Genomic DNA, 25,277 nt, shown 5'->3' on the forward strand with positions numbered 1-25,277 from the left:
CAGTTGATGCGATTGCGACGATGAAAAGCACGCAAACCTACAGCTTCCAGCTTTCAAACCGTTGCTTATACAAGTGGCAGGGCAGTGATCGCCCGTCGCCAGGGAAAATCATGATCCCGCCTCCGTGATCGCCGCGAAAAGCCACAATTTATGAAAAACCGCTCGATAGAAGCGGCGGGAAAATCGTTGAATTTAACCCATTTTGAGTTTTGCAAGAGGCTCACTAGAATAAATATTTCCCAGCGTTTATTTAAATTGTGCAGTGCAGGACATTTAAGCGCTGCTTGTTGTTCGGCGAACACAAAGGGAAGGTCGGCCGAGGACGCTTTTGGGGTGTCGTTTGGGGTGCCGTGTTTACATCCGGCGCGCGGACCATGCCGCAGCCACGCCCGGGTGCGTGGCGCGGATGTGTGCGGCCGGCTCGCCGCGCCCGGCCGGTGGGGGCGCGGTGGCGATCACGGGAGGCGGTTCGCGGCGGCGTCCAGCCGCTGTTTCTGGTCGAGCAGGTTGCGCAGGCTGCGGTTGCGCGCGGCCAGCTCCTCGTTGGCCGTCTGCACCACCTGGTTGAGGCGCCGGTTCTCGTCGGCCATCTCCTTGTGCGCGAACGCCTCGGCAAGGTGCTCGCGCAGATGGTCGTCGTCCCACGGCTTGGTCAGGAAGCGGTAGGCCGCGCCCTCGTTGATGGCGTCGGTGATCGAGCGCAGCTCGGTGTGGCCCGACAGCACCAGCCGCACCGTGTTGGGATGTCTGCGCTTGGCGTTGCGCAGGAAATCGACGCCCGACATGCCCGGCATGCGCTGGTCCGACAGGATGACGTCGGCATGGTTCTCGGCGAGCACGGCCAGGCCCTCGGCGCCGCTGGCCGCCGTCAGGATGCGGTAGCCTTCGCTGCGCAGCGCCCGTTGCAGGGCCGACGTCACGTGCGCCTCGTCGTCGACCGACAGCAGGGTGCGCTGGCGCCCTTGCGATCGCAACAGGTGCGCGGGGATGCATTTCCCCTCTTCGAGCATGCGCCCGATGGCCTCGTGCGAGGTCGGGCGCGAGAACCAGTAGCCCTGGATCTCGTCGCACATGTTCCGGCTCAGAATTTCGCACTGCGCCTCGGTCTCGACGCCCTCGGCGATGACCTCGATGCCGAGGCTGTGCGCCATCGCGATGATCGCGTTGGCGATCGCGCCGTTGTCGATCGCGTGCGTGATGTCGTGCACGAAGGCGCGGTCGATCTTGAGCACGTCGATCGGGAAACGTTGCAAATAGGCCAGGCTGGAGTAGCCGGTGCCGAAGTCGTCGATCGACAGTTGCACGCCGAGCGCCTTGAAGTCGTTGAGCACGGCGATGGTGTCCTCGACCGCGCTCATGATGATGGTCTCGGTCAGTTCGATGTCGAGGTATTCGGGCGCCAGCCCGGTCTCCTCGAGCACCCGGGCCACCGACTTGACCAGGTCGCGCTGCGCGAACTGGCGCGCCGACAGGTTGACCGCCATCCGGATCGGTGCCAGGCCGGCGCGCTGCCAGGCCTTGTTCTGGGCGCAGGCGGTGCGGATGATCCAGGCGCCGATCGGCACGATCAGGCCGGTCTCCTCGGCCAGGCCGATGAACTTGTCGGGCGCGACGGCGCCCAACTCGGGATGCTGCCAGCGCAGCAGGGCCTCGACGCCGACGATCCTGCCGCTGTGCAGGTCGACCTGGGGCTGGTATTGCAGCGTGAATTCCCCGCGCTCGAGCGCGTTGCGAAGGTGCTTTTCGAGCCGCACGCGCTGCAGCGCCGCCTCGTTCATCGCCGCCGCGTAGAACTGGAACGTGTTGCGGCCCGTCTCCTTGGCGCGGTACCTGGCCAGGTCCGCGTGGTCGATCAGGGTTTCGGGTTCGCGCCCGTCGTCAGGGTAGACCGCGATGCCCATGCTGCACGAGAGGTGGAACTTCTGCGCCTCGATCACGACCGGTTCGGCGACCGAGGCCATGACGCGCTCCAAAATGCCCGCGTTGAGGCCCTCGTCGGCGTCCCCGGACAGGATCATGACGAACTCGTCGCCGCCGAAGCGGGCCACGGTGTCGCTCTCGCGCATGATCGGCCCGAGCCGCGCGGCGATGGTGTTGAGCAGGCCGTCGCCGGCCCGGTGGCCGAGCGTGTCGTTGACCAGCTTGAACCGGTCGAGGTCGATGAAGACGACCCACACCTGGCGCGCGTGGCGCCCGGCGTGCGCGATCGCCTGGCGCGCAGTTGAGCGCCCTCGCGCACGAGCGAGATGGCGAGCGAGGTCCAGACCGGCGCGCCGTCGTTGCGGCGAAAGCGGATGTCGGCGCGTTCGACCGGCCCCGCGCAGTCGGGGCGCAACCGCGCTAGCGTGCGCCGGAAGCCGGCCGCGTCGTCCGGGTGCAGGATCTGGTCGATGGTCAGCCCCGCCAGAGCGCCCTCGGCATAGCCGAGCATGTCGCGAAAGCGCGCGTTCGACAGCGCGAGCCGGCCCTCGGGCGTCATGTGGACGATGCCCACCGGCGCCAGGTCGAAGATGGCGTGGAAGCGCCGCGTGCTCTCGCCGAGGATGTCCTCGGCGTGGCGCCGCAGGCGCAAAAAGGCCTCCAGGCGCGCGAGCAGGTCGTCCTTTTGCAGCGGCAGGCGCAACACGTCGTCGAAGCCGGCGCGCAGCCAGGGCGCGGCGCGCGCGTGGCCCGTGAGCGTGAGCAGCATCGGCACGGCCAGCGGTTGCTGGGCCCGCCTGAACGCGGCCAGGCCGGCCGCGTGGCGGCGCGCCGCGGCCTCGTCGACGATGACCAGCGCGATGTGCGCGTCGGCGCCGCCGGGGCCGGCACCGTCGAGCAGCCGCACGCCGTAGCCCATCTGTCGCAGGTGCTCGGCGAGCAGTTGCCGGTCAGGCGGGTTGGACAGCATCAGGCCGATCATGGCGGTGTTGGGCATGCGGTTCATGCGGTCGGCCCGTGGTCTTTGATGGCGGCGGGAATGCCGGTCAGGATGCCGTGCAGGTTGTCGAGTTTCTCGCTGATGTGGATGCCCCCGGCATCGACGCGCGGCTGGCGCAACTCCGGCTCGAAGTTGCCGATGCGTTTTTTCAGGCAGCCGACGATCTTGATGACCTTGCCGGCGTATTCGGCGTAGCGCAGCAGCACGATGTTGTCGGCCAGGTGGCTCACGCCGAGGTCGGTCGCCTTCAGGCTGGTGCTCGTGATGTGCTCGACCTCGTTGATCAGCACCGTGCTCACGCCCAGGCGCGAGAGGTAGCTGACCAGGTTGTGGATGTGGGCCTGCGGCTTGCCGAACTCCTCCATCGCGAACTGGTAGCCGCGCAGGCTGTCGATCATGGCCATCGTGTGGCCGTCGACCTCGACCGCGTGGCGCACCACCGCGAGGAACTCGTCGGGATACAGTTCGAGCGGATTGACGCGCACGATTTTGAGCGTGCCCGAGGCGACCAGGTGGTCGACCGGGTTGCCGATGCCGCGGCTGCGCGCGAGGATGAACGCGGGTGCCTCCTCGAAGGTGAAGATGATGCTTTTGCGCAGCCTGGCGTGGTGGGCCAGGAACTGGGTGCCGAGCGTGCTCTTGCCCGCGCCGGTCGGCCCGGTCAGCAGCGTGGTGGTGCCGGACTCGAGGCCGCCGCCGAGCAATTCGTCGAGCGCGGGGATGCCCGACGACATCAGCTCCCCGCCGGGGGCAGCGATCCGGTGCCCTCGATCCGGTGCGGGAAGACCCGGATGCCGTCGGCGGCGATGCGCAGCGGGTGGCGCCCGGACATGAAGCCGGAGCCGCGCATCTTGTCGACCTCGATGCTGCGCAGGCCGATCGCGCGCGCCGGCGAGATCTCCGAGCGTAGGCGCAGGACGCCGTCGACGGCGAGCGCGACCGAGGTGTCGCGCTCCATTTCGCTCGGTTCGAAGGCGAGCAGGGTGGTGCTGCCGGCCTTGTCGAGGAAATTGACGAGGCCGAGGATGTTCTTGCGGAACTGGTACTCATCGGTGGCCAGGTAGCGCAGTTGGGTCACCGAATCGATCACCAGCCGCGCGGCGCCATCTCGCGCACGGCGTCGTAGACGGCCTTCCAGGCGGGCACGCGCTCGACCTCGCTGGGCGGGAAGATCTGGTAGTCGCCCATGCCCTCGCCGAGCGCATCGCCGGTTGGCGAGAGCTCGACGATGTCGATGCCGTCGGTGTGCCAGCCGAAGGCGGCCACGTCGGCGGCGATGGCCGCTCCCGGCTTGCACAAGGTGATGTACATGCACCGTTCGCCGCGCGCGGCGCCGTCGCGCATCCACTGCAGGGAGAAGATGGTCTTGCCGGCGCCCGGGGGGGCCGGCGAGCAGGTAGGTGCGCCCCGCGATCAAGCCCCCGCCGAGGATCTCGTCGCAACCGGGAACCCCGGTTGGGACGCGGGGATTTTGGTGGTCGGTTCGCAGCGCGGTTGGCATCGGTGGCTTGTCGTTTTCAGATCGTGACGTTTTTGCGGATGCGCAAAATGGACCTCACGCAGACGTGCGTTCAAATTACACCTGTTGGCGTGAAAAGTTAAATGCCTTCTTGAGCGATTTGTCATTTAGCGTGTGAAAATGGCATTTTCGTTGAGCCAAAGCAGCATTTGTGTTTTTTGTTTATGCTGTTCGCATAAGGCGCAAAGCGCGCGACGCGCAACGCGCAGGCCCAAAACGGCATCGCCCCGCGGATGCGGTGGCGCATGCGCGGGGCGATGTGGCGGGTAATTTGTTGCTTGGTTATTTATTGCTCCCTACTTAGTGTTGCCTGCTCTATTGCGCAACCGGGGTCAGACCCTGGGTCAGACCCCGGTTGCGAAATCTTTGCGGTCAAGCATCGCGAAGCCCCCGCATGCCGGACTTTTCAAAGTGAGTTCCACTATCGGGGTCTGACCCCGATAGTGGAAGATTTCATAAGTGGGGTCAGACCCCGGTTCTGCCCTGGTCTGAACGCGGTGTGGTTTTCAATGCGCGTCGAATCCGCCTCTAATCCTTGAAGCTCGCTTCGCGCTTGGCCATCTTGGCCATCATCGCCTCGTGCAGGTCGTCCGACATCAGCATGGCCGCGTTCCATGTCGCGACATAGTTGAGGCCGTCGGCGACGCTGTGGTCGCGCGCATACGTGATCATCTCCTTGACGCCCCGGATCGACAACGGCGACTTGGCGGCGATGGTCTCGGCGATCCCGCGCACCCCCGCCTCGAGCGCCTCGCGCGTCTCGAACATGCGGTTGACCAGCCGGATCTCGCGCGCCTCGGCCGCCTCGACCCTGCGCCCGGTGTAGGCCAATTCGCGCGCCATGCCTTCGCCGATGAGCCTGGGCAGGCGCTGCAAGGTGCCGACATCTGCCGTCATGCCGATGTCGATCTCCATGATGCTGAACCAGGCGTCGGCCGAGCAATAGCGCATGTCCGCGCAGGTGATCAGATCGATCCCGCCGCCCACGCAGGCGCCATGCACGGCCGCCAGCACCGGCTTGCGGCAGCGCTCCAGGCTTGTCAGCGTGTCCTGCAGGTCAAGGATCAGGCGGCGCAAGGCCTCGCGCGTGCGGCCGTCGCAGTCGTGTTGGATCTGCGGCCCGATGCCCATCATCATGGCCAGGTCGATGCCGGAGGTGAACAGCTTGCCCTCGCCGGCGAGGATGGCCACGCGCGCCTCGGGCGTGTTGTCGACCCACTGGAATGCCGTGCGCAACTCCTGCCACATCTGCATGTTCATCGCGTTGGCCTTGTCCGGCCGGTTCAGGCGGATCAAGGCAACGTTCCGTTCGAGCGTCACGCTCAGGGTCTGGTAATCCATTGGAGGCTTTCGAAGTGGTTTCGCTCCAGTATAAACAAGCGCCGCGCGCGGCCGCCCGGTTATGCATTTTTGTATCAAGCAAGCAACGTTAATACACTGATGCATAGCTCGGTGGCAGGCTAGGCGCCGGCCGCCAGCGCCTGCGCGTGTTGATCGCCACGCCGCCGCCGCCGGCTCCACGCGTGGCTCATGTGGCGTAGCCCGGGTCGACGCGGTCTAGCTTGCGCAGCAGCGCGGGCCAGGCGAAGGCGCCGCCGAGGCCGCCCGTCTGCACCCGCATGGCCTCGGCCACGCCCTTGACGATGCGCGCATCGACCTCGGTCAGGGCGCCGCCGGCCTGGGCCGCGATCTGGATCTGGCACGCCATCTCGAAGGTGTACATGGCGAGGAAGGCGTCGGCGATGCTGGCGCCGGCCACGAGCAGGCCGTGGTTGCGCAGCACCATGAAGTTGGCCGCGCCCAGGTCTGCCTGCAGGCGCGGCTTCTCGTCGTCGCGGAAGGCCACGCCCTCGTAGCCGTGGTACGCCAGCGAGGCCAGCACGAAGGTCGACTGCTGGGAGATCGGCAGCACCCCGCATTGCTGCGCGCTGACGGCGACGCCGGCGCGGGTGTGGGTGTGGAGCACGCATTTGGCGTCGTCGCGCACCTCGTGGATGGCGCTGTGGATCACGAAGCCGGCCGGGTTGACCGGGAACGGCGAGTCGGACAGCTTGGTGCATTGCCGGTCGATCTTGATCAGCGAGGAGGCCGTGATCTCGTCGAACATCAAACCGTAGGGATTGATCAGGAAATGGTGTTCCGGGCCGGGCAGGCGGGCGCTGATGTGGGTGAACACGAGGTCGCTCCAGCCATGCAAGCCGACCAGCCGGTAGCAGGCCGCGAGGTCGACCCTGGTTTGCCATTCCTCGGGGCTGACCTGGCCCTTGAGCGATTTGATTTCCATGCTTGTCTCCGGTTTGCTGTTGGTTGTCCGCGGCGCGCGGCTGTGTCAAACAGTACAGGCGCGCTACAATTGGAACTGTCAAATTATTTACAATCGAGAAAAAATGCCCAACGCCAAACAGGGCGCGCTGCTCGCCGCATTGTCGGGCAACCGTTGGTTTGCCGGCCTACCCATCGCCGAGCGCGAACTGATGGTGGCGCAGGCCGAGTTGCTGCGCCTGCTTCCGGGCGAGATGCTGTTCCGCCAGGGCGATCCGGCGTCGTACTTCTACGCCGTGGTCAAGGGCACGCTCAAGATGTCGTCGCTGCGAGAGGATGGCAGGGAGGCGATTCTGGCCGTGATCGAGGCCGGGATCTGGTTCGGCGAAATCTCGCTGATCGACCACCGCCCGCGCACGCACGACGCGACCGCAGTCGCCGGGGTCGAGGTGCTGCAATTGCCGCAATCGAGTTTCGACGCGCTCATGGCGCGCCCGGTGTTCGCGCGCGCGATCGCCATGCTGCTCGCGGCGCGGATCCGCTTGCTCTACGGCCTGGTCGAGGACGCCACGCTGCGCTCGACGCGCGCGCGCGTGGCGCGGCGCCTGTTGCTGCTCGCGCGCGGCGACGCCAACATGTCGCCCCATATGCGCCCGCGCGTGCCGGTGTCGCAGGAGGCGCTGGCGATGATGCTCGGCATCACGCGCCAGACCCTGTCGAAGGAATTGCGGATCTTGGCCGCCGACGGGATTGTCCAACTGGGTTACGGCTACATCGAGGTGATGTCGGAGCAGCGGCTTGATGGCCTGACCGGGGGCTGACCGGGGCGGCTGAAGTCGCGCGCCCGTATTGTTCTATTTGCGGAACAATGATACTCGATCCGATGGCTTCCTAACTGTTTTTGGAACCGCTATAGTGTGTTCATCGCCCATCAGACGGCGCACATCAACCAGAACAGGAAGAAAACCATGAACAAGCAAATCTTGGATCTCACCCACGTCGCCGGACGCGTCATGCTGTCCCTCATTTTCGTGATGTCGGGTTTCGGCAAGCTCACCAGCGCGGAGGCGACGATGGGTTACATGCAGGCGATGGGCGTGCCCACCTTGCTGTTCTGGCCGACCGTCGCGCTCGAATTGCTGGCCGGCCTGGCGATCATCGCCGGCTTTCAAACGCGCCTGGCGGCACTGGCGCTGGCGGGATTTTGCGTGGTGTCGGGCGCGCTGTTCCACAGCAATTTCGCCGACCAGATCCAGATGATCTTGTTCATGAAAAACATCGCGATGGCCGGCGGCCTGCTGTTGCTGGTCAGTTCGGGTGCGACCGGCATGTCGGTCGACACGGCCCGCGCCAAGGCGAACTAACAGGCGCGTGGCAAGGCGGCGCCGGCGCGGCGCCGGCCGCCGCCTCAGAATTTGGTGCCGATGTTTCTGAGGTTGACGAACGCGTTCGCGGCGACAAAGCGCCACTTCGCGCCAAAGCGGCGCAAGCCCAGCACGAAACCCTTTTCACGCGCATTGCGCGCGTCGATGCCGATGATCGAGTCGGCATGGGTCGGATAAACCACGCGCGGAATCAGGGCGTGCATCAGTTGCTTGTGGATGGACGTATATTTCAGGAACAGGTCGATCGGGTAGCGGATCGCGGTCGCCGTTTCGAGGAATTTGCGCGCCCCCTGCGGCGTGATCACATAGCCGGTCGCGCACATGCCGACCTTGACCTGTTTGACGAGCGAAAAATGCTCGCCCTTGACCGAGCGGACGAAAAACCGCGACTCGAGCGGCTCGAGCCGCACGAACGAGACCCGGTCGACATAGGGTTCGATGAATTTCAATCCGGCGGCGAATTGCTCGGTGATTTCGAAATCGTCCTCGAGCACGACCACCGCCTCGTCGATCTCGACGCATTTTTCCCATGCGAGCACGTGGCTGACATAGCACCCGAGCTCGCCCGGGGCGGCCTTGCGCCGGCGGTTGATCAGGAACGCTTTTTCATCGTAGTTGGAAAGGTAGGGGTGCTGGCCGGTGCGTCCATCGACGGCGTCGATGAATTCGAATGGAATGCCTTCACGCGCCAGTTTCGCGCTCGCCCTGGAGCGACGCTCGCTGCTCGATGGCAGGCTCAGTACAAAAATTCGCATTTCTTATCGTCGGATTCTGCAACACATTGATTCCGCGCAATTTGGCGGGCCGCGATGCACTATACCCGAGTTGCCGATCCCAATTCAATACGTCGGCATTATTGATTTCAGGAAACTAGCATTTCGCATATTTCCAGTTGCGGGTCTTGGCCTGCGCGATCCATTCCACGGCCTGCGCAAGGCGGCGCTGGCGGGTCGCATCGGTCTTTGCCTCGTCGAGCCAGGCGACGTATTCGCGCTTTTGCGCTGCGGTGAATACGTCGAAGTTGGCCAGGGCCGGGCCGGCCGCGACCAGGGCGGCGAGCAGGTCGCCGGGCACCCCGAGCGGAAGCGGCGTCGCCGGTTTTTTTTGCGCGGACGACTTGACGCCCTCGTCATTGAGTTTCTTGGCCGCCTTGATGAATTTGACCAGGGTGGCCTTGGACGGCAGGTCCGCGACCGAGGCGATGCGCCCGAATTCGCCCATCGCCCCCGTCTTGGCGTGCGCCGCCATGACCAGATCGGCTTTCGAGAACCCGAAGGCGCAATGCGCCTTGAACGCCGCCATGTGGCACAGCATGCCCTTGTGGGTGAAATGGGGCAAGCCCCATTTGATGGTCTCCTCGACCCCGGGACAGGCCGCGTGCACCACCGCGCGCAGGTGCGTCAGGATCGGTTGGGCAAATTCGGCCGCATTGGCGATGTAGGCGTCGAGTCGGGGATCGGTGGCGGCCATGTTGTTTCCCTCTATTAATAATGGAAACAATATACCGAGGCCGCCGCCGCCAGTCCAGCGTTGCCGCCGGCCATCGGGCGGCCGGCCGGGCGAAAGGCCGCGGCGCGCGAACATGCTGTATCCTTGCGGGCGTCACGCACACCCGGACCGGCCAGTCCCATGCCGCCGGCGCGTATTTTAGAAAATTTATGAAAACACCCAAAAGACTCGAGCCCCTGGTGCAGGAAGGCTTGATCGACGAAGTCAAGCGGCAACTGATGAGCGGCAAGGAGGCGACCGTCTATGTCGTTCGCTGCGGCGCCGAAATCCGTTGCGCCAAGGTCTACAAGGAAGCGAACCAGCGCAGCTTCCACCAGGCCGTCGCCTATCAGGAAGGGCGGCGCGTCAAGAACAGCCGCCAGGCCCGCGCCATGGAGAAAGGCAGCCGCTACGGCCGCAAGATGGCCGAGGAGGTTTGGCAGAACGCCGAGGTGGACGCCTTGCACCGCCTGGCCGCGGCCGGCGTGCGCGTGCCCACGCCGTACCAGTGCTTCGAGGGCGTGCTGGTGATGGAGCTGGTGACCGACGCCGACGGCAACGCGGCGCCGCGCCTGAGCAGCGTGCCCCTGACGCCCGAGTTGGCGCTGGCCTACCACGCCGCCTTGTTGCACCAGGTGGTGCTGATGCTGTGCGCCGGTGTGATCCACGGCGACCTGTCCGAATACAACATCCTGGTCGACGCCCAGGGCCCCGTCATCATCGACTTGCCGCAGGCGATAGACGCGGCCAGCAGCAGCGTGGCCTCGAGCATGCTCGAGCGCGACGTGACGAATCTGGCGACCTTCTTCGGCACCATCGTCCCCGCGCTGCTCGAGAGCCAGTATGGCAAGGAGATATGGGGTTTATACGAGGCCGGCCTGCTGACGCCGGAGTCGCCTCTGACGGGCAAGGTCGCCGCGCCGACCGGGGCGGTCGATGTGGACGCCGTCATCCGCGAAATCGCGCTCGCGCGCGAAGAGGCCGAAGAGATCGAGCGGCATAAGGCCGACATGGCGTCGTGATCGGCGCGCCGGCTGCAGCACTCCTTATGGGAATCGGGGCCATCCTTGTCTAAGGCACTGCGTAAAATTTTTCTGGTCGTTCTGCTGGGCGGCTTGTTCGTGCTGGCGCTGCCCTGGCTGCAGAGCGCGTGGTACGCCATGCGCCTGGCCTCGATGCCCGCGCCCACCAGCTTGGCCATGCCGGTGGCCGATATTAAACGCGGCGCCATTCGCGACACCTGGCACGCGCCGCGCGCGCCGGGACGCCGCCACGAAGGCATCGACATCTTCGCCAAAAGGGGCACGCCGGTGCTCGCCTCGACCGAGGGGATCGTGCTTAGCCGCGGGGACAATTCGTTGGGCGGCAATGTGGTGTGGGTGCTCGGGCCAAGCGGACAGCGGCATTACTACGCCCATCTCGACCAGCCGGCGGTCGTCGTGCGGGGCGAGCGGGTACAGGTCGGCACGCTGCTCGGCTATGTCGGCAACACCGGCAATGCGAAGACCACGCCGCCGCACCTGCACTACGGTGTCTACACGAGTGGCGGCGCGATCAATCCCTATCCATTGCTGGCCAAGAAGCAAAGCGCCAACTAGCGATGGCGCTTTGGCGCAGAGTGTTGGATGGATTTATCCAGCGCTGTTCGAATAACCGGATGTGGGAAGCAAAAATCGCTTCCCACAGGCTTTCCACAGGCATTCCACAGGCATTCTATTCACACAAATTGTCATTTCGTCGGCTCGTCGGTGCACTGCGCGATCAGTCGGGTTACTGTTGTTATTTTACCAATGACGATTTAGGAGTATTAAGATGAACAGGAAGACTTGGATGGCCGCCGCTTTCATGTTGCTGACGCAATCGGCCATCGCCGCCTATGACCAAGCCCCCAATCACTACCGCCTGACAATCTCGGACGACGCCAAGCGGGCCCAAGTCGAAGCAGACGTATGGGTTGAAGGTGATGAGCTGGCGATATTTAACACCATGCCCATTCCAAAACTCAAGAACGGACAAGCTGACTTGCTCGAAAATATAGTGGTCACCGACATGGCCGGCAAGCAGATAAGGCTCAAGAACAAAGGCGAAGGCGACTTCGAACTTGACGGCGACCGCCGCGTGAAGCTCCGCTACGAAGTCCGCCTCGACCATGACAAGTACGAGTGGCCGGGTGGCAATGAGGAAGTGTTTTACCGTACCGACGAGGGCTTCCTCAGCAGCGCCTACGCGCTGTTCCTGGTGCCGCTCAAGGCGATGCTGGGCAAGACTGAAGTCACGGTCGCGCTGCCGCCGGGCTGGTCCGTCAATACGCAGTGGGCCCCGACAGACAAGCCCAACACTTTCACGGCCAATACGCGCCGCGAGCTGGTCAACAATGTCCTGTTCTTCGGCACTGCCAAGTCGGAAGACTTCAGCTCCGGCGGCATGCAGATAAAGCTCGTCATGGGTAAGCGCTACTGGGCGCAAAGTGCGATGATCAAGCAAGTGATCGACCGCCAACTGGCATCCTACGTCGCCATGCTCGGCAAGCCGCCATTGGCGGAGCGCTTCATGCTGGTGTTGAATCAGGGCGACAGCGGCGATGGCGGCGCCTTTTCCGGCAGCTTCAGCCAGTACCTGAAGGGCGACGCCGATGAGGCATCGCGCATGATCTGGGGACGGGTGGTGGCGCACGAGCTGCTCCATTTCTGGAACGGACTCACACTGGTGCCGGCAAACCCGGAGGAAGAATGGTTCAAGGAAGGCGTTACCGACTACCTGACCGTGATGGCCATGGCGCGCAACGACTTGCTTGACCGTGAGTTCATCAACCAGCACTTGCAGAACATGGTGCGTGGCCAGCATGTGGCGCGCAAGCTGATGGGACTCAAGGGAACGGTGCGCGCTGCGGCCAAGGACAAGCATCGCAACTGGTTGCTGGTCTATGGCGGCGGTACGATCGCGGCAATGGCGATGGACCTCGAACTGCGCCGCGCCACCGGTGACAAGCTGGGACTGGAGGACTTGATGAAGGCGCTGTATGCCGAATTCGGCAAGCCAGGCAAGACTTACACCCATGCCGACATCGTGCGCGTCGGCATGCAAATTGGCGGTGTCGATTTGGGACCGATGCTGGAGACTCACTTGGGGTCCGAAACGGCGCTCGACATGGCGCCAATGATGGCCCAAATAGGTCTGCAGGTAGATGTGGCGGGCATGCTTGAGACCCATGTCCAGCGCAACAAGGATGTAACGGCAGAGCAACGCAAGCGCTTCACCGCCATCTTTGGCGTCCCATACTGATTGGGCTCGGGATGTGGAGCGCCAGGCGGCGGTCATGCGCTTGAATCATCCACATCCCATCTGCGTGTCGATGCAATGTGAAACTGGGCGCCACTCCACTGCTCGTCGCCGCGTATCCGTTGTTACTCTCCTTAAGGTCCGGCAAATCCCGGTGTCGACCATTGCGTGAACCCTCCCGGTATCACGGGAATTAGCTGCCTCGAAATTCACGTCATGTCGGGTGATGCCAAGCTTGCGTGATTGTTTCCCTCACACGTGGGCAATCTCATCTTTCTTGGCGTGCAGGCCGACCGCCCACACCACGCCCGCGATCAACAGGCCGATCGCCCACATCTCGAGCACGCGCGGGAACTGCTGCTTGTAGATGAAACCGTACAGCAAGGCGAACAGGGTCTCGAACAAGATCAGCTGGCCCGACAGGGTCAGCGGCACGCGCCGGCTGGCGATATTCCACAAATGGTTGCCGATGACCGAGGCGCCGAGCGCGAGCGCCGCGTTCATCAACACGAAGGTGGACCAGTTGCGCCCGCTCGCAACGGCGGCCGCGCCGGTAACCCGTTCATGCCACAGCGCGAACGCGATGACGCCGATCACCGTGGCGATCAAGCCGCTCATGAGACCGTACAGGGCCGACCACTCGGCGCTGCTGAAGTGCGGGTTGCGTTTGAGGTGGCGCGCATTGTCGATCGCATACCAGGTCCAGCACAGCAGCGCGCCCGTCGCGCACAGCAGGCCCAGCAGGGTCTTGCCGATGTCGCCGCCGACGGCCTGGGCGTGCATGAAGACGTCGACATTGATGCAGGCGATCCCCGCCGCGACCAGCAGGAGCGGCCGCGCGAGCGTGCGCAGCGGCACCGCGCCGTGGTCGTGTTTTCCGAGCAGGGTGATGGCGATGGGCAGCAGGCCGATGATCAGCGAGGTCGGCGCCACGCCGGCCAGTTTGACGCCGAGCGCGAGCAGCATGTAGTAGACGATGTTGCCGGCCAGCGCCTGTCGCACGAGCGCGGCGCCGTCGCTGCGCTCGAGCCGGCCGAGCAGGCGGGACAGGCGCGGCAGCATCAGGAAGAACGCGATCACGCCATACGCGATGTAGCGCCCGACCGCGAGTTCGATCGGCGTGAACGCGGCGAGCAATTCGGGCACGATGAACACCATCCCCCACATCGCCCCCGCCAGCAGGCCGCACAGTACGCCTATCCACATCGCTTGCATTCCAAATTGAAAGGCCGCTAGTGTCGCACATCCATTGCTTGCCTGTGGGCAAGGCCGTGATCTTGATTTAACTGCCGCGCTCGCTTGAGCCGCCCGTTCTGCACCGACTTGCCGTTCGGCCTACAATCAGGCCATCGATGATGGCGTGTCGCCGGCCGTTCCTGGCGCCGCGCCGGCTTTACCTTTTGAATATGCAAGGAGCAAATGATGAGCAAGCCTTATGACACGGTTCAACCGGAGCGCGGCGCGGTCGCGGCATTGCCCGGCGTGGTAGCGCTCGAGTTCGGCGTTGACTGGTGCGGTTATTGCCAAAGGGCCAAGCCGGCGATCGAAGCGGCCTTGGCCGAGAGCACGCAAGTGCGGCACATCAAGGTCGAGGACGGCAGCGGCCGGACGCTGGGCCGCGCGTTCCGGGTCAAGTTGTGGCCGACCGTGGTCATCCTCCGGGACGGCGAAGAGGTCGCGCGCGTGGTGCGGCCGGGCAGTGCCGACGCGGTGCGTGCGGCGCTGCGCGAGGCGGGCGCGGCCGCTTGACCAGTCTCATGCGCGCTGCCCGGGCACGTTAAAAAAACTCTCAGACTCTGAGAGGCTGAGAGTCTTTCGATCATGCCCGCTCATCACGCCAGAAAGCGCCAGTTCGTCGTTGCAAATGCTCGCCATAGCCCGCTATGGCTGTGCTTTGCGCCTCGATCTGCCGCTTTCTGGCGGGCTGCCCGGGCACGCCCGAAAAACTCTCAGCCTCTGAGCCGGCGGCGCCGCCGCCGGTGGCGCATGCGGTCGTCGGCTCGCATGGCGCTTTGTCGGCTTTTGATTTAGCCAAGCTCGAGCAGGACGGGCTGGTGCGCCGACCCGGTGGCGTCGCCGTGGACTTCGAGGCGGCGCACCCTTGGCGCCAGGTCGGCGCTCAGATAGATGTAGTCGATGGTGAACGGGCGGTCCGGTTCTGGCGAGGCGTCGTGCAGTCCGACCGTCGGCGCATGCGCTTGGCCCGGATGGGCCAGCGCCCATGCGTCGAGGTAGGGCGGAATGCTGGCGTCGTCGAAGGGCGCCAGCAAACGCGCATGGTCGGTCGAATCGGGCAAAAAATTGCAATCGCCGGTCAGCACGGCCGCCGCCGCGCGCGGGACGACGGCGAACGGACCGTGCTTGAACAGGCCCGGGCGCGACGTGCGGGCGTGCATGATGGCTTCGACGTGCAGCTCGCGCAACCGTTCGACCTGGGCGGCGCGCTGGCGCGGCGAGAAATACTCCAGGTGCGTGGTGCAGACGCGTAGCGGCCCCGACGGTGTGTCGACGGTCGCCTCGAGCGCGCCGCGCTGCATGCTCATGACGCCATCTTCTGCCGGCCACGGCAGGCTGTGCCTGCACGCCTGCAGCACCGGGTAGCGCGAGAACATCATGTTGCCGAAGGCGCGAGGCGGATGCGCGTTGGCGTCGTCGGTCTTGCCGTTGAGGGCGGTGTACCCGGGCAGCAGGGTGGCCATTTCGGCGAACTGGTCGCTGCCGTCGTAGCCGTCGAGGTCGGTGTAGCCGCAGGCGACTTCTTGCAGGCACAGGACGTCGAAATCGGAGAACGCGCGCAGCATGGCCACGGCGCGTCCGAGGTCGGCGACGCCGTCGGTGCCGCGGCCGCGCTGCATATTCCAGGTGATGATTTTCATCGTTCGCTTGCCTCAGGTTGTTGCCGCGCGCGGTGCGCGGACGTGGATGCAGGATATCGGCGTGGCTGAACGCGCGCCGTGAGGTGGATCAGCGGCGCGCTTTGCCCAAGCCGCGCTGCCGTGCCTGGAAGCGGGACCGGCGCATGCCGGCCGATTCGCGGTATCGTACTCCAACCGCTCCGCCAGTGCGCGCGAGCGATGCTCCACACGCGCCACACGCGCCACATGCGCTATGCCGCCGGTCCGGCCGCTTCGGCGGGCGGCGGTGCCTGGGCGGGCGGCGCCTGCGCCGGTGCGGCCGGCAACTCGAGCGAGATGGTTTGGTTTGCGCGGTCGCCGACGATCGGTTCGCCCTGCCACTGCAACCACCAGAAGCACAGGGCCGCGGCCAGCAACAGCAGCGCAAGGCTGCGCCAGCTGCGCGCGATGCTGTCGTCGGGGGAGGCGCGTTTGCGCCCGTGGAGCATGGCGGCGACCAGTCTTTGCCGGTGCATCCAGCCGGTCAGGAACACCGAGGCGAGGTGGGCGAGGGCGACGATGAGCATCAGGTTGGCCAGCCCCTGGTGCAATTGCGGGGTGAATTCGCCGGCGCGTCCGGTGTCGAGCATCCAGCCGGTGGCGGCGATGGCGAGCGCGAGGCCGAGCATGGCGAGAATCGCAAGCGCGCCCGTCGGGGTGTGGCCCGTGTGGCGCTCGGGCCGCCCGGCCAGCAGCTTGCGCAGGTGGCGCAGCACCGCGCCCGGGCCGCGCACAAAACTGGCAAAGCGCGCATGCCGCGTGCCGACCAGCCCCCACAAGATGCGGAACCCCACCAGGCCGGCGAGGGTGTAGCCAAAGGTGAGGTGCACCAGTTCCCAGTCGGCGTGCCCGGCGCTGAAATAGGCGCCCGCGAAACTGAGCATCATGAGCCAGTTCGCCATGCGCAGCGGGGCGTCCCAGACCAGCACGGTGCCGTCGCCGCGCAGCCGCCTGCGGCGTCTGCCAACGCCGCTCCGGGGCGCCGGGTCGATGATCCCGGCATCGTCGATTGGTGTGCCCATCGGCTCTCCTTTTCTGTTGTGCGGTTGGGGCGCGGGTGGGGGCGCCTACCATTGGAGGCTGGGCACCGGCGCTGGTGCGCACGCAGCGCCCCATTCGCTGAGATGGCTCAAGGGCGGGCCGCAACCGGAGAAAAGTCGCGCCCGCCCTGTGAACTTGGCACGGGCCTGGATTGCCCAACCTTGAGCCGCGTGTATTTCGGACCGTTTTTCGTCGATGTGCGTGAAATCGCGAACATCCCCTTTGCAGGTTTTATAACTATCCTCAGTTCAGCGCGGGATCGCAGGCAATGCTCTCTTGAGGTATCGGATGAAAACATCATTCATATGCAGCGGCGTGGTCGCTATCGGCGTGCTTGCAATTGTCTTAGTGATGTTGCTGACGCCACCCAAAAAAACGGCGGACCTCGCGCTCGTCGACCGGGTCGAGCAAGTGGCCGAGCAGGCGATCGAGCGCCAATGGATGCAAGCGCTGCCGGCAGTGACGGCGCACGAGCTCGCGCTCGCCTACCGCGCCAACGCCGAGTCGGCCAACAAGGATTTCCGCGGCCGACCGTTCATGGTCTCGGGCATGGTGGTCAGCATCAACGCCGATGCCATGGGCGACCCCTTCATCACCCTGCGCGGGGGCACGAGCGAGTTCCTGCAACCGCAATTCGGCTTCGACCGTTCGGCGCTGCGGGCGCTTAGCAAGCTCAGGTCCGGGGTCGAGGTCTCGCTCAAGTGCACCGGCAAGGGCGACGTGGCCAAGGTGCCGGTGGCAGACTCGTGCATCTTGCTTGCGGTGCGCGAGCGCATGTCGGGCAGCAGGCGACTGAGCGCGAGGAGCCGGGACGACTAGGCGCCCGGTAAAGGGCGGGGCCGCACGGGCCGGGCCCGGTATGCGGCGAAACTGGCGCACCCGGCGCACCCGGCGCACCCGGCGCAAAGGGCGGCCTATAATGGGCGTTCCACTTCCAGCCGCGCGGCGGCCAACTGCGACCCATCCATGACCAAAATCACCGTACTTCCCCATCCGGAAAGCGCGCCCGAGGGCGCGAGCATCGAGGTCGACGCCGGCACCACCGTCTTGGACGCGTTGCTCGAGCACGGCGTCGACCTCGAACACGCCTGCGGCAAGGTCGGCGCCTGCACGACCTGCCATGTGTATGTCACGCGGGGTTTTTCGTCGCTTAACGAACCCGATGAAAACGAGGAGGACATGCTCGACCGCGCTTGGGGCCTGCAGGCGAACTCGCGCCTGTCGTGCCAGGCGCGCGTGTCAGATGCCGACCTGCAGGTCGAGATCCCCCGTTACACGCTCAACCTGGTCAAGGAATCGATGTAAAGCCGGTGGCGGCGCCTACAGCGCGTCGAGTCGCGCGGGAAGCTCGCGCAGGAATGCCTCCGTTACGCGCTGTCCGGCGTTGCCGGCTTCCTCTTTCTGGTCCTGCGCCAGGCGCGCGAACACGATCGTGCGTTGGCCTTTGCTGGCCCAGCCCACATACCAGCCGTAGGAATGCGCGTAGTCGCTCTTGCCGTCGCCAAGCAATGGATGGCCGGTGCCCGTCTTGCCGTAAATTTCCCAGCCGTTCGGCAAGGTCTCGCGTTTGAGCAGGCGCTGCGTCATCTCGTAGGCTTTGGCCTTGACCGGCAGTTTGCGGTTGACCACCTTGGTGAGGAAATCGACTTGCTCGAGCGGCGACACCTTCAGCGATGCGTTGAGCCAGGCGCGCGTGAGGCCGTCGTTCCCGTGCGAGGTGCCGGACAGATCCCGGTTGCCGTACTTGAAACCGTTCACGTAGCGCTGGAAGCGCACGTGCCCCAGTTTTGTCGTCAGCTTCTGCGAGTACCAGACGACCGAATCGTTCATCCAGCTGGTGGGGGCGGTGGCGCTGCGCCAGGCCGGGTTCCAGTCGGTGTAGCCCTGCTGGAAAGGCAGCAGCGGCGTGTGTTCGTCGACCAGATAGCCGCTGTCGTAGCCCATCAAACTAAGCGCGATCTTGAAGGTCGATGCCGCCGTGACGCGCACATTGCACCGGCCCTCGTGCACGAGGCGCCTGCCGTCCGTGGCGTCGGCCATCGCGGTGCAGCGCAAGGGAATTGGCGCGGCGGCGGCCTGGGTTGCCGCGCCGGCCACACAGAAAGCGAGGATCAGTGCTTTGACAGTCATTTGCACGCCCCGGTTTTGACTACAGCGCGACGATGGTGGCCTGCTTGCTAAGCGCGACCGCAACGATGTAGGCGAACAGCGCGAGCGCGCCGGCGAAGGCCCAGGCCCGGATGGTCTTGGTGCGCCCGCTTTTGAGCGCCACGGTGCCAAGCACGATGTACAGGAACAGCGCGATCACCTTGGCGCTAAGCCAGGTATGGACGAACGGGTACTGGGCGCTTTTATGCGCGAGCAGCACGGCGCTGATCAACAACGACGAATCGACGATGTGCGGCACGATGCGCACCCAGCGTTGTTGCAGCTGGGGCGACGACAGCAACATCCATGCGCCGCGCAGCAGGAACAGGGCGCCGCTAAGGGCGACGAAGCCGACGTGGGCGTGCTTGAGTGCGAGGTATTCCATCAGGGGTGTCATCCATAGGGCGGGGTGGTCGGGCGTGCGATCGCGCGGCCCGGTTCGGTGCCATGGTAATACCGCCGGTCAATAAGCGCAATGCGGTGGGCTCGGCGCCCACCGACCCGGTGGGGCGCGTTCGAACGCGTGTTCCAGTGTGTTCCAGTGGCGCAGCGTCTAACCGGCCTCTGGCGCGCCGGGCGGGCGCTTTGGCGCGAGCAGGGCGTCGGCGCCCGTGAACCGGAACAGCACGACCCGGTTGCGGCCCTGGTTCTTGGCCTGGTACAAGGCCGTATCGGCCGCGTGCAGCAACTCCGGCCCAGATTGCCCGGCCGACGGGCGCATCAGGGCGATGCCGACGCTGACGCTAAGCTTGCCGCCAGGGTTGTCGAGGTGCGCGATCGACAGCGCCGTCACGGCCGCCGTGATCTGCGCCCCCATGTTCTCGAGCTCCTCGGGCGCGGGGTTGTACCAGACCGCGGCGAACTCCTCGCCGCCGTAGCGCGCGGCAAGGTCGAGCGGGCGCCGGGCCTGCCGCTCGACCACGTCGGCGACCGCCTTGAGGGCGGCGTCGCCCGGCACATGGCCGTAGCGGTCGTTGTAGCGCTTGAAGTGGTCGATGTCGATCATGGCGATCGCGACGAGGTCGCGCTTGTCGCGGTTGGCCTGGCGCCAGACGCGTTCGAGGTGGGTGTTGAGCGTGCGCCGGTTGAACAGGCCGGTCAGGCCGTCGCGCTCGGCCAGTTCGTTGAGCAGGGCGTGCGCCAGGAAAGTGGTGCGCGTGCTGTACTCGAGAAAATAGCCGCCTTAGGCCCCCACCTCGTTGGCCGCGACCATGAAGACGATCTCGTAGTGCCGCGCCTGCGCATCGTGCTGGTACAGCATCTCGACGACGATGAAGGCCGCCAGCGTGAGCGTGTTGGCCGCCAGCGCGCGCCGCCATTGCAGGCACACGATCAGGTAGATGAACAGGGGACGAGCAAGATGCCCTCGTAGCGGATCGGGAAACCCTGTTCGAGCCCGATGCCGATCACCGCCACCGTGCCCAGGCCGGTGGTCAGCGAGGCCACGTACACCGCCAGGCGCAGGTGAGCGCGCCAGGCCCGGACATAGCTGATGGCCAGCGTAAGGACGTAGGTCGGCAGGACCAGGCAGACGCGGATGGCCACCGTGCGTTCCCAGAGGTGCGACGGCAGGGTCGAGATGTCGATCACCACGAACATGCTGAACAGCACAATCGCGAGAAAGCCGGCCATGCGCAGGCGCATCAGGTGCGCCTTGGTGTAGAACGCCTCGAATTGGCGCTCGAGCGCGCCTTCGAAGCGCAGCGAGCGATACCCTTGCTCGACCGCGCTGCGGTACGCGGATTGCCGCGAATTGCGAAGCAGCTCAGGATCGATGTGAAGCATCGCTGGCCTTATGGTGGTTGCTGCTGGCAGCTGCAAGGCGTCGATTGTAGCATCGGCGGCGTTGAGTGATATTGCCCCTAAGCAACTGTGTGGCGTAAACTTTCGCGTGCCGCGCCACCTTTTGCAACCCTGGGCTCCTCGGCGGGCGGTGGTCGCCTGTGCTAAAGTGGTTGAATTATTGACTAAAGAAAATGGTTTCCTGTCATGCACTTTCTGCTGTTTTACGACCTTTCCGACGACTATCTCGCGCGCCGCGGGCAATTCCGCAACGAACATCTGAAGCTCGCATGGGAGGCGCAGGAGCGCGGCGAGATCGTCATCGCCGGCGCGCTGGCCGAACCGGCCGATTGCGCGGTGCTGTTGTTCGACTGCGCCTCGAAAGACATCCCCGAGCGGTTCGCCGCGACCGATCCGTACGTGACCAACGGCCTGGTCAAGGCCTGGCGCGTGCGCCCGTGGACCACCGTGGTCGGCGAGGCCGCGACCACCATCGTCAGGCCGGATTCGCATTGAGCGAGAACCCGGCGCCGCCCCGCGCCCCGCCCGGCATCGACAGGTCGGACCCGGGCGCGCCCGAGGCCGTCGCCCTGCTCGACGCGCTCTCGGACGCGCTGGGCGCGATCACCGGCGACAGCGGGCGCGCCTCGTTCGATCCGGACGACGTGCGCGGTGAGCGGGCCTGCTTCGTGCTCGCGCGCGGCTGCGACGGCCGCGCGCTCGGCTGCGGCGCCTTGCGCCCGCTCGGGGACGACATCGCCGAAATCAAGCGCATGTATGCCGCGCCCGGCAGCGCCGGCGTCGGCAGCGCGCTGCTGGCCTGGCTCGAAGCCGAGGCGGCCCGGCTCGGCTATCGCGCGCTCTGGCTCGAAACGCGCCTGGTCAACACCCGCGCCGTGCGATTTTACGAGGGGCGCGGTTACGCGCGCATCGCCAATTACGGTAAATACGCGGGCAATGCGCAAGCGGTATGTCTGGCCAAGCAGCTCGTCTGAAGTGGGCGGCCGCCTAGCCGCCGGGCTTCCCGGGGTATCCGGCCAGCAGCAAGGCCGCGTCGAGTGCGGCGCGGGAAGTGGTCGACTGGTCGAACAACACGTTCGCGCAGCCCTGCGCCAGGCAGACGCTGACCGAGCCCACGCCCGCCGCCGAGGACAGCGTGCGCGCGACCGCGCTGGCCGCGAGCATGTCGCTCAGGCCCGGCAGTTTGATAATTTCAATCTGCATCCGGGCCTTGTTTGCGAAGGATTAACGCGATTTAGCGCTGTTGAGATTTGCAAAAAACGGCGGGGACGGTCAAGCCGCCGTTCGGGCTAAGGCGACTAGTCACTTTGGCCTATGCGGGCGGCCGCCCTCAAGGTTTGCGTTGTTGCAGGAACCATTCGAACAGCCCGGCCTTGTCGTAGGCGTGGACCCAGGCGTCGACGTGGCCGCCCTCGGGCAGCACGGTGTACTTGGGGTCGCCGCCGGCGGCCCTGATCGCGGCGACCATGGCGGCCGATTCCTGCTCCGGCACCGCGTCGTCCTTGGCGCCATGGAACACCCAGGTCGGTATGCCCTTGACGCGCTCGGCGAAACGGGTCCAGCCGCCGCCGCAAATCGGGGCGATCGCCGCGAAATAGTCGGGATAGCGCATCGCCAGCTCCCAGGCGCCATAGCCGCCCATGCTGATACCGGTCAGGTAGACCCGGCGCTTGTCGACGTTGTACTTGGCGAGCACGTTGTCGAGCATGCCCTTGAGCGCGAAGGACTCCCACATCTGCCCGTCCGGCACCTGGGGCGAGACCACCATGAACGGGAAGTTCGGGTCCTTCTCGACGATGGCCGGCGGTCCCCAGGCCTTGACCTTGTTGAGGTCGGTTCCGCGTTCGCCCGAGCCGTGCAGGAAGATGATCAGCGGGACCGGCGCGCCCTTGGCCGAATACGTTTTTGGCAGAAAGGCGAGGTAGTTCACCTTCGCCTTGACGGTGCTTGTTTTTGCCATTTGCGGCGAGGCGGCCGAGGCGGCGGCGACCATGCACAGGGCGGGCAGGGCGAACAGGATGCGGCGGAAAAATCCGTGGGTCATGGTCATGGTCTCGTCGGTTGGGCTGGTTGCGGGCGCAGGCAATTTTAGTGGATTGCCTTGTGACTGAGAAAATATTTTCTAAAGGCGGGCCAAACGGCGTGTCCGCCGCGCTTTCCACAACGGTGCGGAACGGCGCGCCGATGCCGCGCACGGTTGCCGTTTGGCGCGCTTTGGCGCAACGGTTATGATGGCGCAGTCGGTGCCCGACGCCATCGTTTCCACTCGCCCAGCATGCGTATCCATGCCTATCTATTCCTTATGTCCGCCGGCATCCGGGTGCCGGTCGTGCTGTTTGCCGGCATCGCCTTGAACATGCTGCAGAACGCGCAGAGGGATGACGCCCTGCGCGGCCTTGCCGAAACCGCGCGCGCGGTGGCGCTGCTGGTCGAGCGCGAACTCTACAGCGCCGAGGCGGCGCTGCGCGTGCTCGGCGCCTCGCCTTCGCTGGCGTCCGCCCGCCTGGGCACGTTCCACAACGAGGCCAGGATGGCCAGCCGCAGGCCCAAGGGCTGGACCGTGCTGCTCGACGCGCGCGGCCGGCGATTGCTCAATACGGCGGTGCCTTGGGGGAATGCGCTGCCGGTGGCGGGGTTTGCCGCGGGTACGCCGCCAGGCGCGGCCGACGGCCGCACCACGGTCTCGAACCTGTTTTACAGCGGCGCCGCGCAGCGCCTCGCCACCAGCGTCAATGTGCCGGTGGCGGCGCTCGCCGGCGCGCGCCACAGCCTGGTCGAGGTTTTCGACAGCGGCTATTTCACCGAACTGATCGCCAGCGCGCGCGTGCCCTAAGGGGGGGGCATCATCGACCGCCAGGGGCGCTTCGTCGGACGCAACTTGAACGCGCCGCAACGCATCGGCAAAATGTCCCGGCCCGAACTGGTGGCCGCCGCCGCCGGCGCGCGCGAAGGGCGCCTGCGCCACCGCACGCTCGAAGGCACCGAATCGTACGACGTGTTCACCGATTCTTCGCTGTCGGGCTGGGCGGTCGCGGTGGCGGCGCCGGTCGAGATGATCGAGCGCTCGGCCCGGCGCGCGACGCAGGTCGCGGCACTGGGCCTGGTCGCGGCGATGTTGTGCGCCGGCATTCTGGCGGCGTTTTTCGCGCGCGCCCACGTCAACGCCATCGCGCGCGCGGTGCGCGCCGCGATCGACCTGGGCAATGGCATCCCGCCCCAGCCGCAGCGCTCGCGCGTGACCGAGGTCAGCGAACTGCACACCGCGCTGCATCTGGCCGGCGAGCGCCTGGTGCAGGCGCAGCAGTACCGGCGCGACGCCGAGTCCGAGCGCCAGGCCTTGATCGAGGGCAAAAAGAAGGCGCGCCGCATGGCCGAGGGCGAGAACAAGGCGAAGGACCAGTTCCTCGCCATGCTCGGGCACGAACTGCGCAATCCGCTCGCGCCGATCAGCACCGCCGCGCAATTGCTCAGGATGCCGCGGCTGGACCAGGCGCGGGCGCGCTACGCGGGCGACGTCATCGGCCGCCAGGTCGAGCACATGAACCGTCTGCTGGGCGACATGCTCGACGTCTCGCGCGTCACCCGCGGGCAGGTCTCGCTGCACCTCGAGCGGCTCGACCTGAAGTCGGCGCTCGAACGCGCGTTCGAACAGAGCGCGGCGCTGATCGAATCGCGCCAGCACAGCCTGGCGCTGGCGCTGCCGGCGCAGCCGGTCTGGATGCAGGGCGACAAGACGCGGCTGGTGCAGGTGTTCGCCAACTTGATCAACAACGCAGCCAAGTACAGCGCGCCGCGCGGACATCTCCACGTCGGACTCGAGCGCGACGCGGCGCATGTGGTGGTGACGGCGCGCGACGACGGCGAGGGCGTCGCCCCCGATTTGCTGCCGCGCATTTTCGATCTGTTCTCGCAGGGGGAGCGGGCGCCCGACCGCGCGCAAGGCGTGCTGGGGCTGGGTCTGGCGCTGGTCAGGAGCCTAGTGCAACTGCATGGCGGCAGCGTCGCGGTGCGCGGCAACGATCCGGAACCGGGCACCACCTTTGCCGTCCACCTGCCGCTTAACGACGATGGCGGGGAAGCGGCCGGGGCCGAGCGGGAGCCGGCGCCGGCCAACGCGGGGCCCTTGCGCGTGATGATCGTGGACGACAATATCGATGCCGCGATCAGCCTGGCGCATTTGCTCGAGCAGGGCGGCGGGCACCACGTGAGCACGCATTACGACGCCAAAGGGGCGCTTGAATGGGCCGGTTCGGAGCAGCCCGATGTGTTTATCCTCGATATCGGCCTGCCCGACATATCGGGCTACGAGCTGGCGCGCCGTCTGCGCGCGATGCCCATGTTCGCCGGGGCCACCCTGATCGCGCTGACCGGCTACGGGCAGGCCGCCGACCGGGCCAATGCGCGCGCGGCGGGATTCGCGCATCACCTGGCCAAGCCGGCGGAGCCGGACCGGATTCTCGGGTTGCTGGGGCGGGTCGGGGGTGATGGGCCGGACGCCTTGCGTCCCGGGAACCGAACTAGTACAACATCCCTTAAAT

At 65.8% G+C, this 25,277-nt stretch carries 29 protein-coding genes and 2 pseudogenes; 12 read left to right on the forward strand and 19 right to left on the reverse strand.

Features of this window, described 5'->3' with window-relative positions; genetic code table 11:
- Positions 1–455: 455 nt before the first annotated feature.
- The 7 genes and pseudogenes from C7C56_RS23225 to C7C56_RS23255 all read right to left on the reverse strand — a co-directional run bounded on the left by C7C56_RS23225 (position 456) and on the right by C7C56_RS23255 (position 6,723).
- Complete coding sequence (locus C7C56_RS23225; protein WP_106759733.1) at positions 456–2,177, reverse strand: EAL domain-containing protein; 1,722 nt, start codon at positions 2,175–2,177, stop codon at positions 456–458.
- A 65-nt stretch (positions 2,178–2,242) separates the two neighbouring features.
- Positions 2,243–2,926 (reverse strand): annotated as a pseudogene (locus C7C56_RS30375) (PAS domain S-box protein); the annotation flags it as partial.
- On the reverse strand, positions 2,923–3,654 hold the full coding sequence (locus C7C56_RS23235; RefSeq protein ID WP_106759735.1) for an ATPase domain-containing protein: 732 nt from the start codon (positions 3,652–3,654) through the stop codon (positions 2,923–2,925). The gene C7C56_RS23235 and the pseudogene C7C56_RS30375, both read right to left, overlap by 4 nt.
- Complete coding sequence (locus C7C56_RS30380) at positions 3,654–4,010, reverse strand: ATPase domain-containing protein (RefSeq protein WP_181373322.1); 357 nt, start codon at positions 4,008–4,010, stop codon at positions 3,654–3,656. The genes C7C56_RS23235 and C7C56_RS30380 overlap by 1 nt, the downstream gene beginning before the upstream one ends.
- A pseudogene (locus tag C7C56_RS30385) lies at positions 4,007–4,288 on the reverse strand (ATPase domain-containing protein); the annotation flags it as partial. The pseudogene C7C56_RS30385 and the gene C7C56_RS30380, both read right to left, overlap by 4 nt.
- Positions 4,289–4,967: 679 nt before the next feature.
- A complete protein-coding gene (locus tag C7C56_RS23250; protein WP_106759738.1) occupies positions 4,968–5,780 on the reverse strand; it encodes a crotonase/enoyl-CoA hydratase family protein in 813 nt (270 codons plus the stop codon).
- A gap of 187 nt (positions 5,781–5,967) precedes the next feature.
- Complete coding sequence (locus C7C56_RS23255; RefSeq protein WP_106759739.1) at positions 5,968–6,723, reverse strand: class II aldolase/adducin family protein; 756 nt, start codon at positions 6,721–6,723, stop codon at positions 5,968–5,970.
- A 103-nt stretch (positions 6,724–6,826) separates the two neighbouring features.
- On the opposite strand from C7C56_RS23255, the gene C7C56_RS23260 reads away from it, so the two are divergent.
- Complete coding sequence (locus C7C56_RS23260) at positions 6,827–7,522, forward strand: Crp/Fnr family transcriptional regulator (RefSeq protein ID WP_106759740.1); 696 nt, start codon at positions 6,827–6,829, stop codon at positions 7,520–7,522.
- A 147-nt stretch (positions 7,523–7,669) separates the two neighbouring features.
- Positions 7,670–8,065 carry a DoxX family protein gene (locus tag C7C56_RS23265; RefSeq protein ID WP_109246597.1) on the forward strand — a complete coding sequence of 132 codons (396 nt, stop codon included), beginning with the start codon at positions 7,670–7,672 and terminating at the stop codon, positions 8,063–8,065.
- A 44-nt stretch (positions 8,066–8,109) separates the two neighbouring features.
- Here C7C56_RS23265 and C7C56_RS23270 read toward each other — a convergent pair whose 3' ends face one another.
- Together C7C56_RS23270 and C7C56_RS23275 are read right to left on the reverse strand one after the other, a co-directional pair.
- The gene (locus C7C56_RS23270; protein WP_106759741.1) at positions 8,110–8,841 is read right to left on the reverse strand and encodes a glycosyltransferase family 25 protein; all 732 of its coding nucleotides are present in this window, start codon (positions 8,839–8,841) and stop codon (positions 8,110–8,112) included.
- Positions 8,842–8,956: 115 nt separating this feature from the next.
- Positions 8,957–9,556, reverse strand: a complete 600-nt coding sequence (locus C7C56_RS23275) for a YdeI/OmpD-associated family protein (protein ID WP_106759742.1) — start codon at positions 9,554–9,556, stop codon at positions 8,957–8,959.
- Positions 9,557–9,744: 188 nt separating this feature from the next.
- On the opposite strand from C7C56_RS23275, the gene C7C56_RS23280 reads away from it, so the two are divergent.
- The 3 genes from C7C56_RS23280 (at position 9,745) to C7C56_RS23290 (ending at position 12,856) form a co-directional block, all read left to right on the forward strand.
- A complete protein-coding gene (locus C7C56_RS23280; protein WP_106759743.1) occupies positions 9,745–10,596 on the forward strand; it encodes a PA4780 family RIO1-like protein kinase in 852 nt (283 codons plus the stop codon).
- Between the two features lie 45 nt (positions 10,597–10,641).
- The gene (locus C7C56_RS23285; protein WP_229458948.1) at positions 10,642–11,172 is read left to right on the forward strand and encodes a M23 family metallopeptidase; all 531 of its coding nucleotides are present in this window, start codon (positions 10,642–10,644) and stop codon (positions 11,170–11,172) included.
- Positions 11,173–11,386: 214 nt separating this feature from the next.
- On the forward strand, positions 11,387–12,856 hold the full coding sequence (locus C7C56_RS23290) for a M61 family metallopeptidase (protein WP_106759744.1): 1,470 nt from the start codon (positions 11,387–11,389) through the stop codon (positions 12,854–12,856).
- A gap of 249 nt (positions 12,857–13,105) precedes the next feature.
- On the opposite strand, the gene C7C56_RS23295 is transcribed toward C7C56_RS23290, so the two are convergent.
- A complete protein-coding gene (locus tag C7C56_RS23295) occupies positions 13,106–14,059 on the reverse strand; it encodes a DMT family transporter (RefSeq protein ID WP_106759759.1) in 954 nt (317 codons plus the stop codon).
- A gap of 216 nt (positions 14,060–14,275) precedes the next feature.
- Here C7C56_RS23295 and C7C56_RS23300 point away from each other — a divergent pair, with 216 nt between their 5' ends.
- Positions 14,276–14,602, forward strand: a complete 327-nt coding sequence (locus C7C56_RS23300; protein ID WP_106759760.1) for a thioredoxin family protein — start codon at positions 14,276–14,278, stop codon at positions 14,600–14,602.
- Between the two features lie 278 nt (positions 14,603–14,880).
- Here C7C56_RS23300 and C7C56_RS23305 read toward each other — a convergent pair whose 3' ends face one another.
- Positions 14,881–15,729, reverse strand: coding sequence for an endonuclease/exonuclease/phosphatase family protein (locus C7C56_RS23305; RefSeq protein ID WP_106759745.1), 849 nt, complete (start codon positions 15,727–15,729; stop codon positions 14,881–14,883).
- A 230-nt stretch (positions 15,730–15,959) separates the two neighbouring features.
- The gene (locus tag C7C56_RS23310; RefSeq protein WP_106759746.1) at positions 15,960–16,769 is read right to left on the reverse strand and encodes a cytochrome b/b6 domain-containing protein; all 810 of its coding nucleotides are present in this window, start codon (positions 16,767–16,769) and stop codon (positions 15,960–15,962) included.
- A gap of 307 nt (positions 16,770–17,076) precedes the next feature.
- On the opposite strand from C7C56_RS23310, the gene C7C56_RS23315 reads away from it, so the two are divergent.
- Together C7C56_RS23315 and fdx are read left to right on the forward strand one after the other, a co-directional pair.
- The gene (locus C7C56_RS23315) at positions 17,077–17,607 is read left to right on the forward strand and encodes an OB-fold protein (protein ID WP_106759747.1); all 531 of its coding nucleotides are present in this window, start codon (positions 17,077–17,079) and stop codon (positions 17,605–17,607) included.
- Between the two features lie 147 nt (positions 17,608–17,754).
- Positions 17,755–18,093 (forward strand): ISC system 2Fe-2S type ferredoxin, encoded by a 339-nt coding sequence (gene fdx, locus C7C56_RS23320; RefSeq protein ID WP_106759748.1) that lies wholly within the window; start codon positions 17,755–17,757, stop codon positions 18,091–18,093.
- A gap of 15 nt (positions 18,094–18,108) precedes the next feature.
- On the opposite strand, the gene blaOXA is transcribed toward fdx, so the two are convergent.
- From blaOXA to C7C56_RS23340, 5 genes are all read right to left on the reverse strand, one after another.
- Positions 18,109–18,918: a class D beta-lactamase gene (blaOXA, locus tag C7C56_RS23325; protein WP_106759749.1), complete on the reverse strand. Its 810-nt coding sequence runs from the start codon at positions 18,916–18,918 to the stop codon at positions 18,109–18,111.
- 19 nt (positions 18,919–18,937) lie between these two features.
- Positions 18,938–19,321, reverse strand: a complete 384-nt coding sequence (locus tag C7C56_RS23330) for a SirB2 family protein (protein WP_106759750.1) — start codon at positions 19,319–19,321, stop codon at positions 18,938–18,940.
- A 168-nt stretch (positions 19,322–19,489) separates the two neighbouring features.
- Positions 19,490–20,080: a GGDEF domain-containing protein gene (locus C7C56_RS23335; RefSeq protein WP_106759751.1), complete on the reverse strand. Its 591-nt coding sequence runs from the start codon at positions 20,078–20,080 to the stop codon at positions 19,490–19,492.
- 39 nt (positions 20,081–20,119) lie between these two features.
- Positions 20,120–20,266, reverse strand: coding sequence for a hypothetical protein (locus C7C56_RS29105; RefSeq protein ID WP_181373321.1), 147 nt, complete (start codon positions 20,264–20,266; stop codon positions 20,120–20,122).
- A gap of 2 nt (positions 20,267–20,268) precedes the next feature.
- On the reverse strand, positions 20,269–20,721 hold the full coding sequence (locus C7C56_RS23340; RefSeq protein ID WP_106759752.1) for a hypothetical protein: 453 nt from the start codon (positions 20,719–20,721) through the stop codon (positions 20,269–20,271).
- Between the two features lie 204 nt (positions 20,722–20,925).
- Here C7C56_RS23340 and C7C56_RS23345 point away from each other — a divergent pair, with 204 nt between their 5' ends.
- Both C7C56_RS23345 and C7C56_RS23350 read left to right on the forward strand, forming a co-directional pair.
- On the forward strand, positions 20,926–21,234 hold the full coding sequence (locus C7C56_RS23345) for a YciI-like protein (RefSeq protein WP_106759753.1): 309 nt from the start codon (positions 20,926–20,928) through the stop codon (positions 21,232–21,234).
- Positions 21,231–21,713, forward strand: a complete 483-nt coding sequence (locus C7C56_RS23350; protein WP_229458949.1) for a GNAT family N-acetyltransferase — start codon at positions 21,231–21,233, stop codon at positions 21,711–21,713. The genes C7C56_RS23345 and C7C56_RS23350 overlap by 4 nt, the downstream gene beginning before the upstream one ends.
- 13 nt (positions 21,714–21,726) lie before the next feature.
- Here C7C56_RS23350 and C7C56_RS23355 read toward each other — a convergent pair whose 3' ends face one another.
- Together C7C56_RS23355 and C7C56_RS23360 are read right to left on the reverse strand one after the other, a co-directional pair.
- Positions 21,727–21,942, reverse strand: coding sequence for a hypothetical protein (locus C7C56_RS23355; RefSeq protein ID WP_106759754.1), 216 nt, complete (start codon positions 21,940–21,942; stop codon positions 21,727–21,729).
- A 127-nt stretch (positions 21,943–22,069) separates the two neighbouring features.
- The gene (locus tag C7C56_RS23360) at positions 22,070–22,789 is read right to left on the reverse strand and encodes a carboxylesterase family protein (RefSeq protein ID WP_219933214.1); all 720 of its coding nucleotides are present in this window, start codon (positions 22,787–22,789) and stop codon (positions 22,070–22,072) included.
- A gap of 225 nt (positions 22,790–23,014) precedes the next feature.
- Between C7C56_RS23360 and C7C56_RS23365 the strand changes: the two genes are divergently transcribed.
- Entirely contained in the window at positions 23,015–23,572 is a 558-nt protein-coding gene (locus tag C7C56_RS23365) for a hypothetical protein (RefSeq protein ID WP_146204618.1), read from the forward strand.
- 45 nt (positions 23,573–23,617) lie between these two features.
- On the forward strand, positions 23,618–25,277 hold a 1,660-nt coding region (locus C7C56_RS23370; RefSeq protein WP_106759756.1), incomplete at its 3' end, for a hybrid sensor histidine kinase/response regulator.

The sequence above is a fragment of the Massilia glaciei genome, assembly GCF_003011895.2.
Taxonomy (GTDB): Bacteria; Pseudomonadota; Gammaproteobacteria; order Burkholderiales; family Burkholderiaceae_D; genus Telluria_A; species Telluria_A glaciei.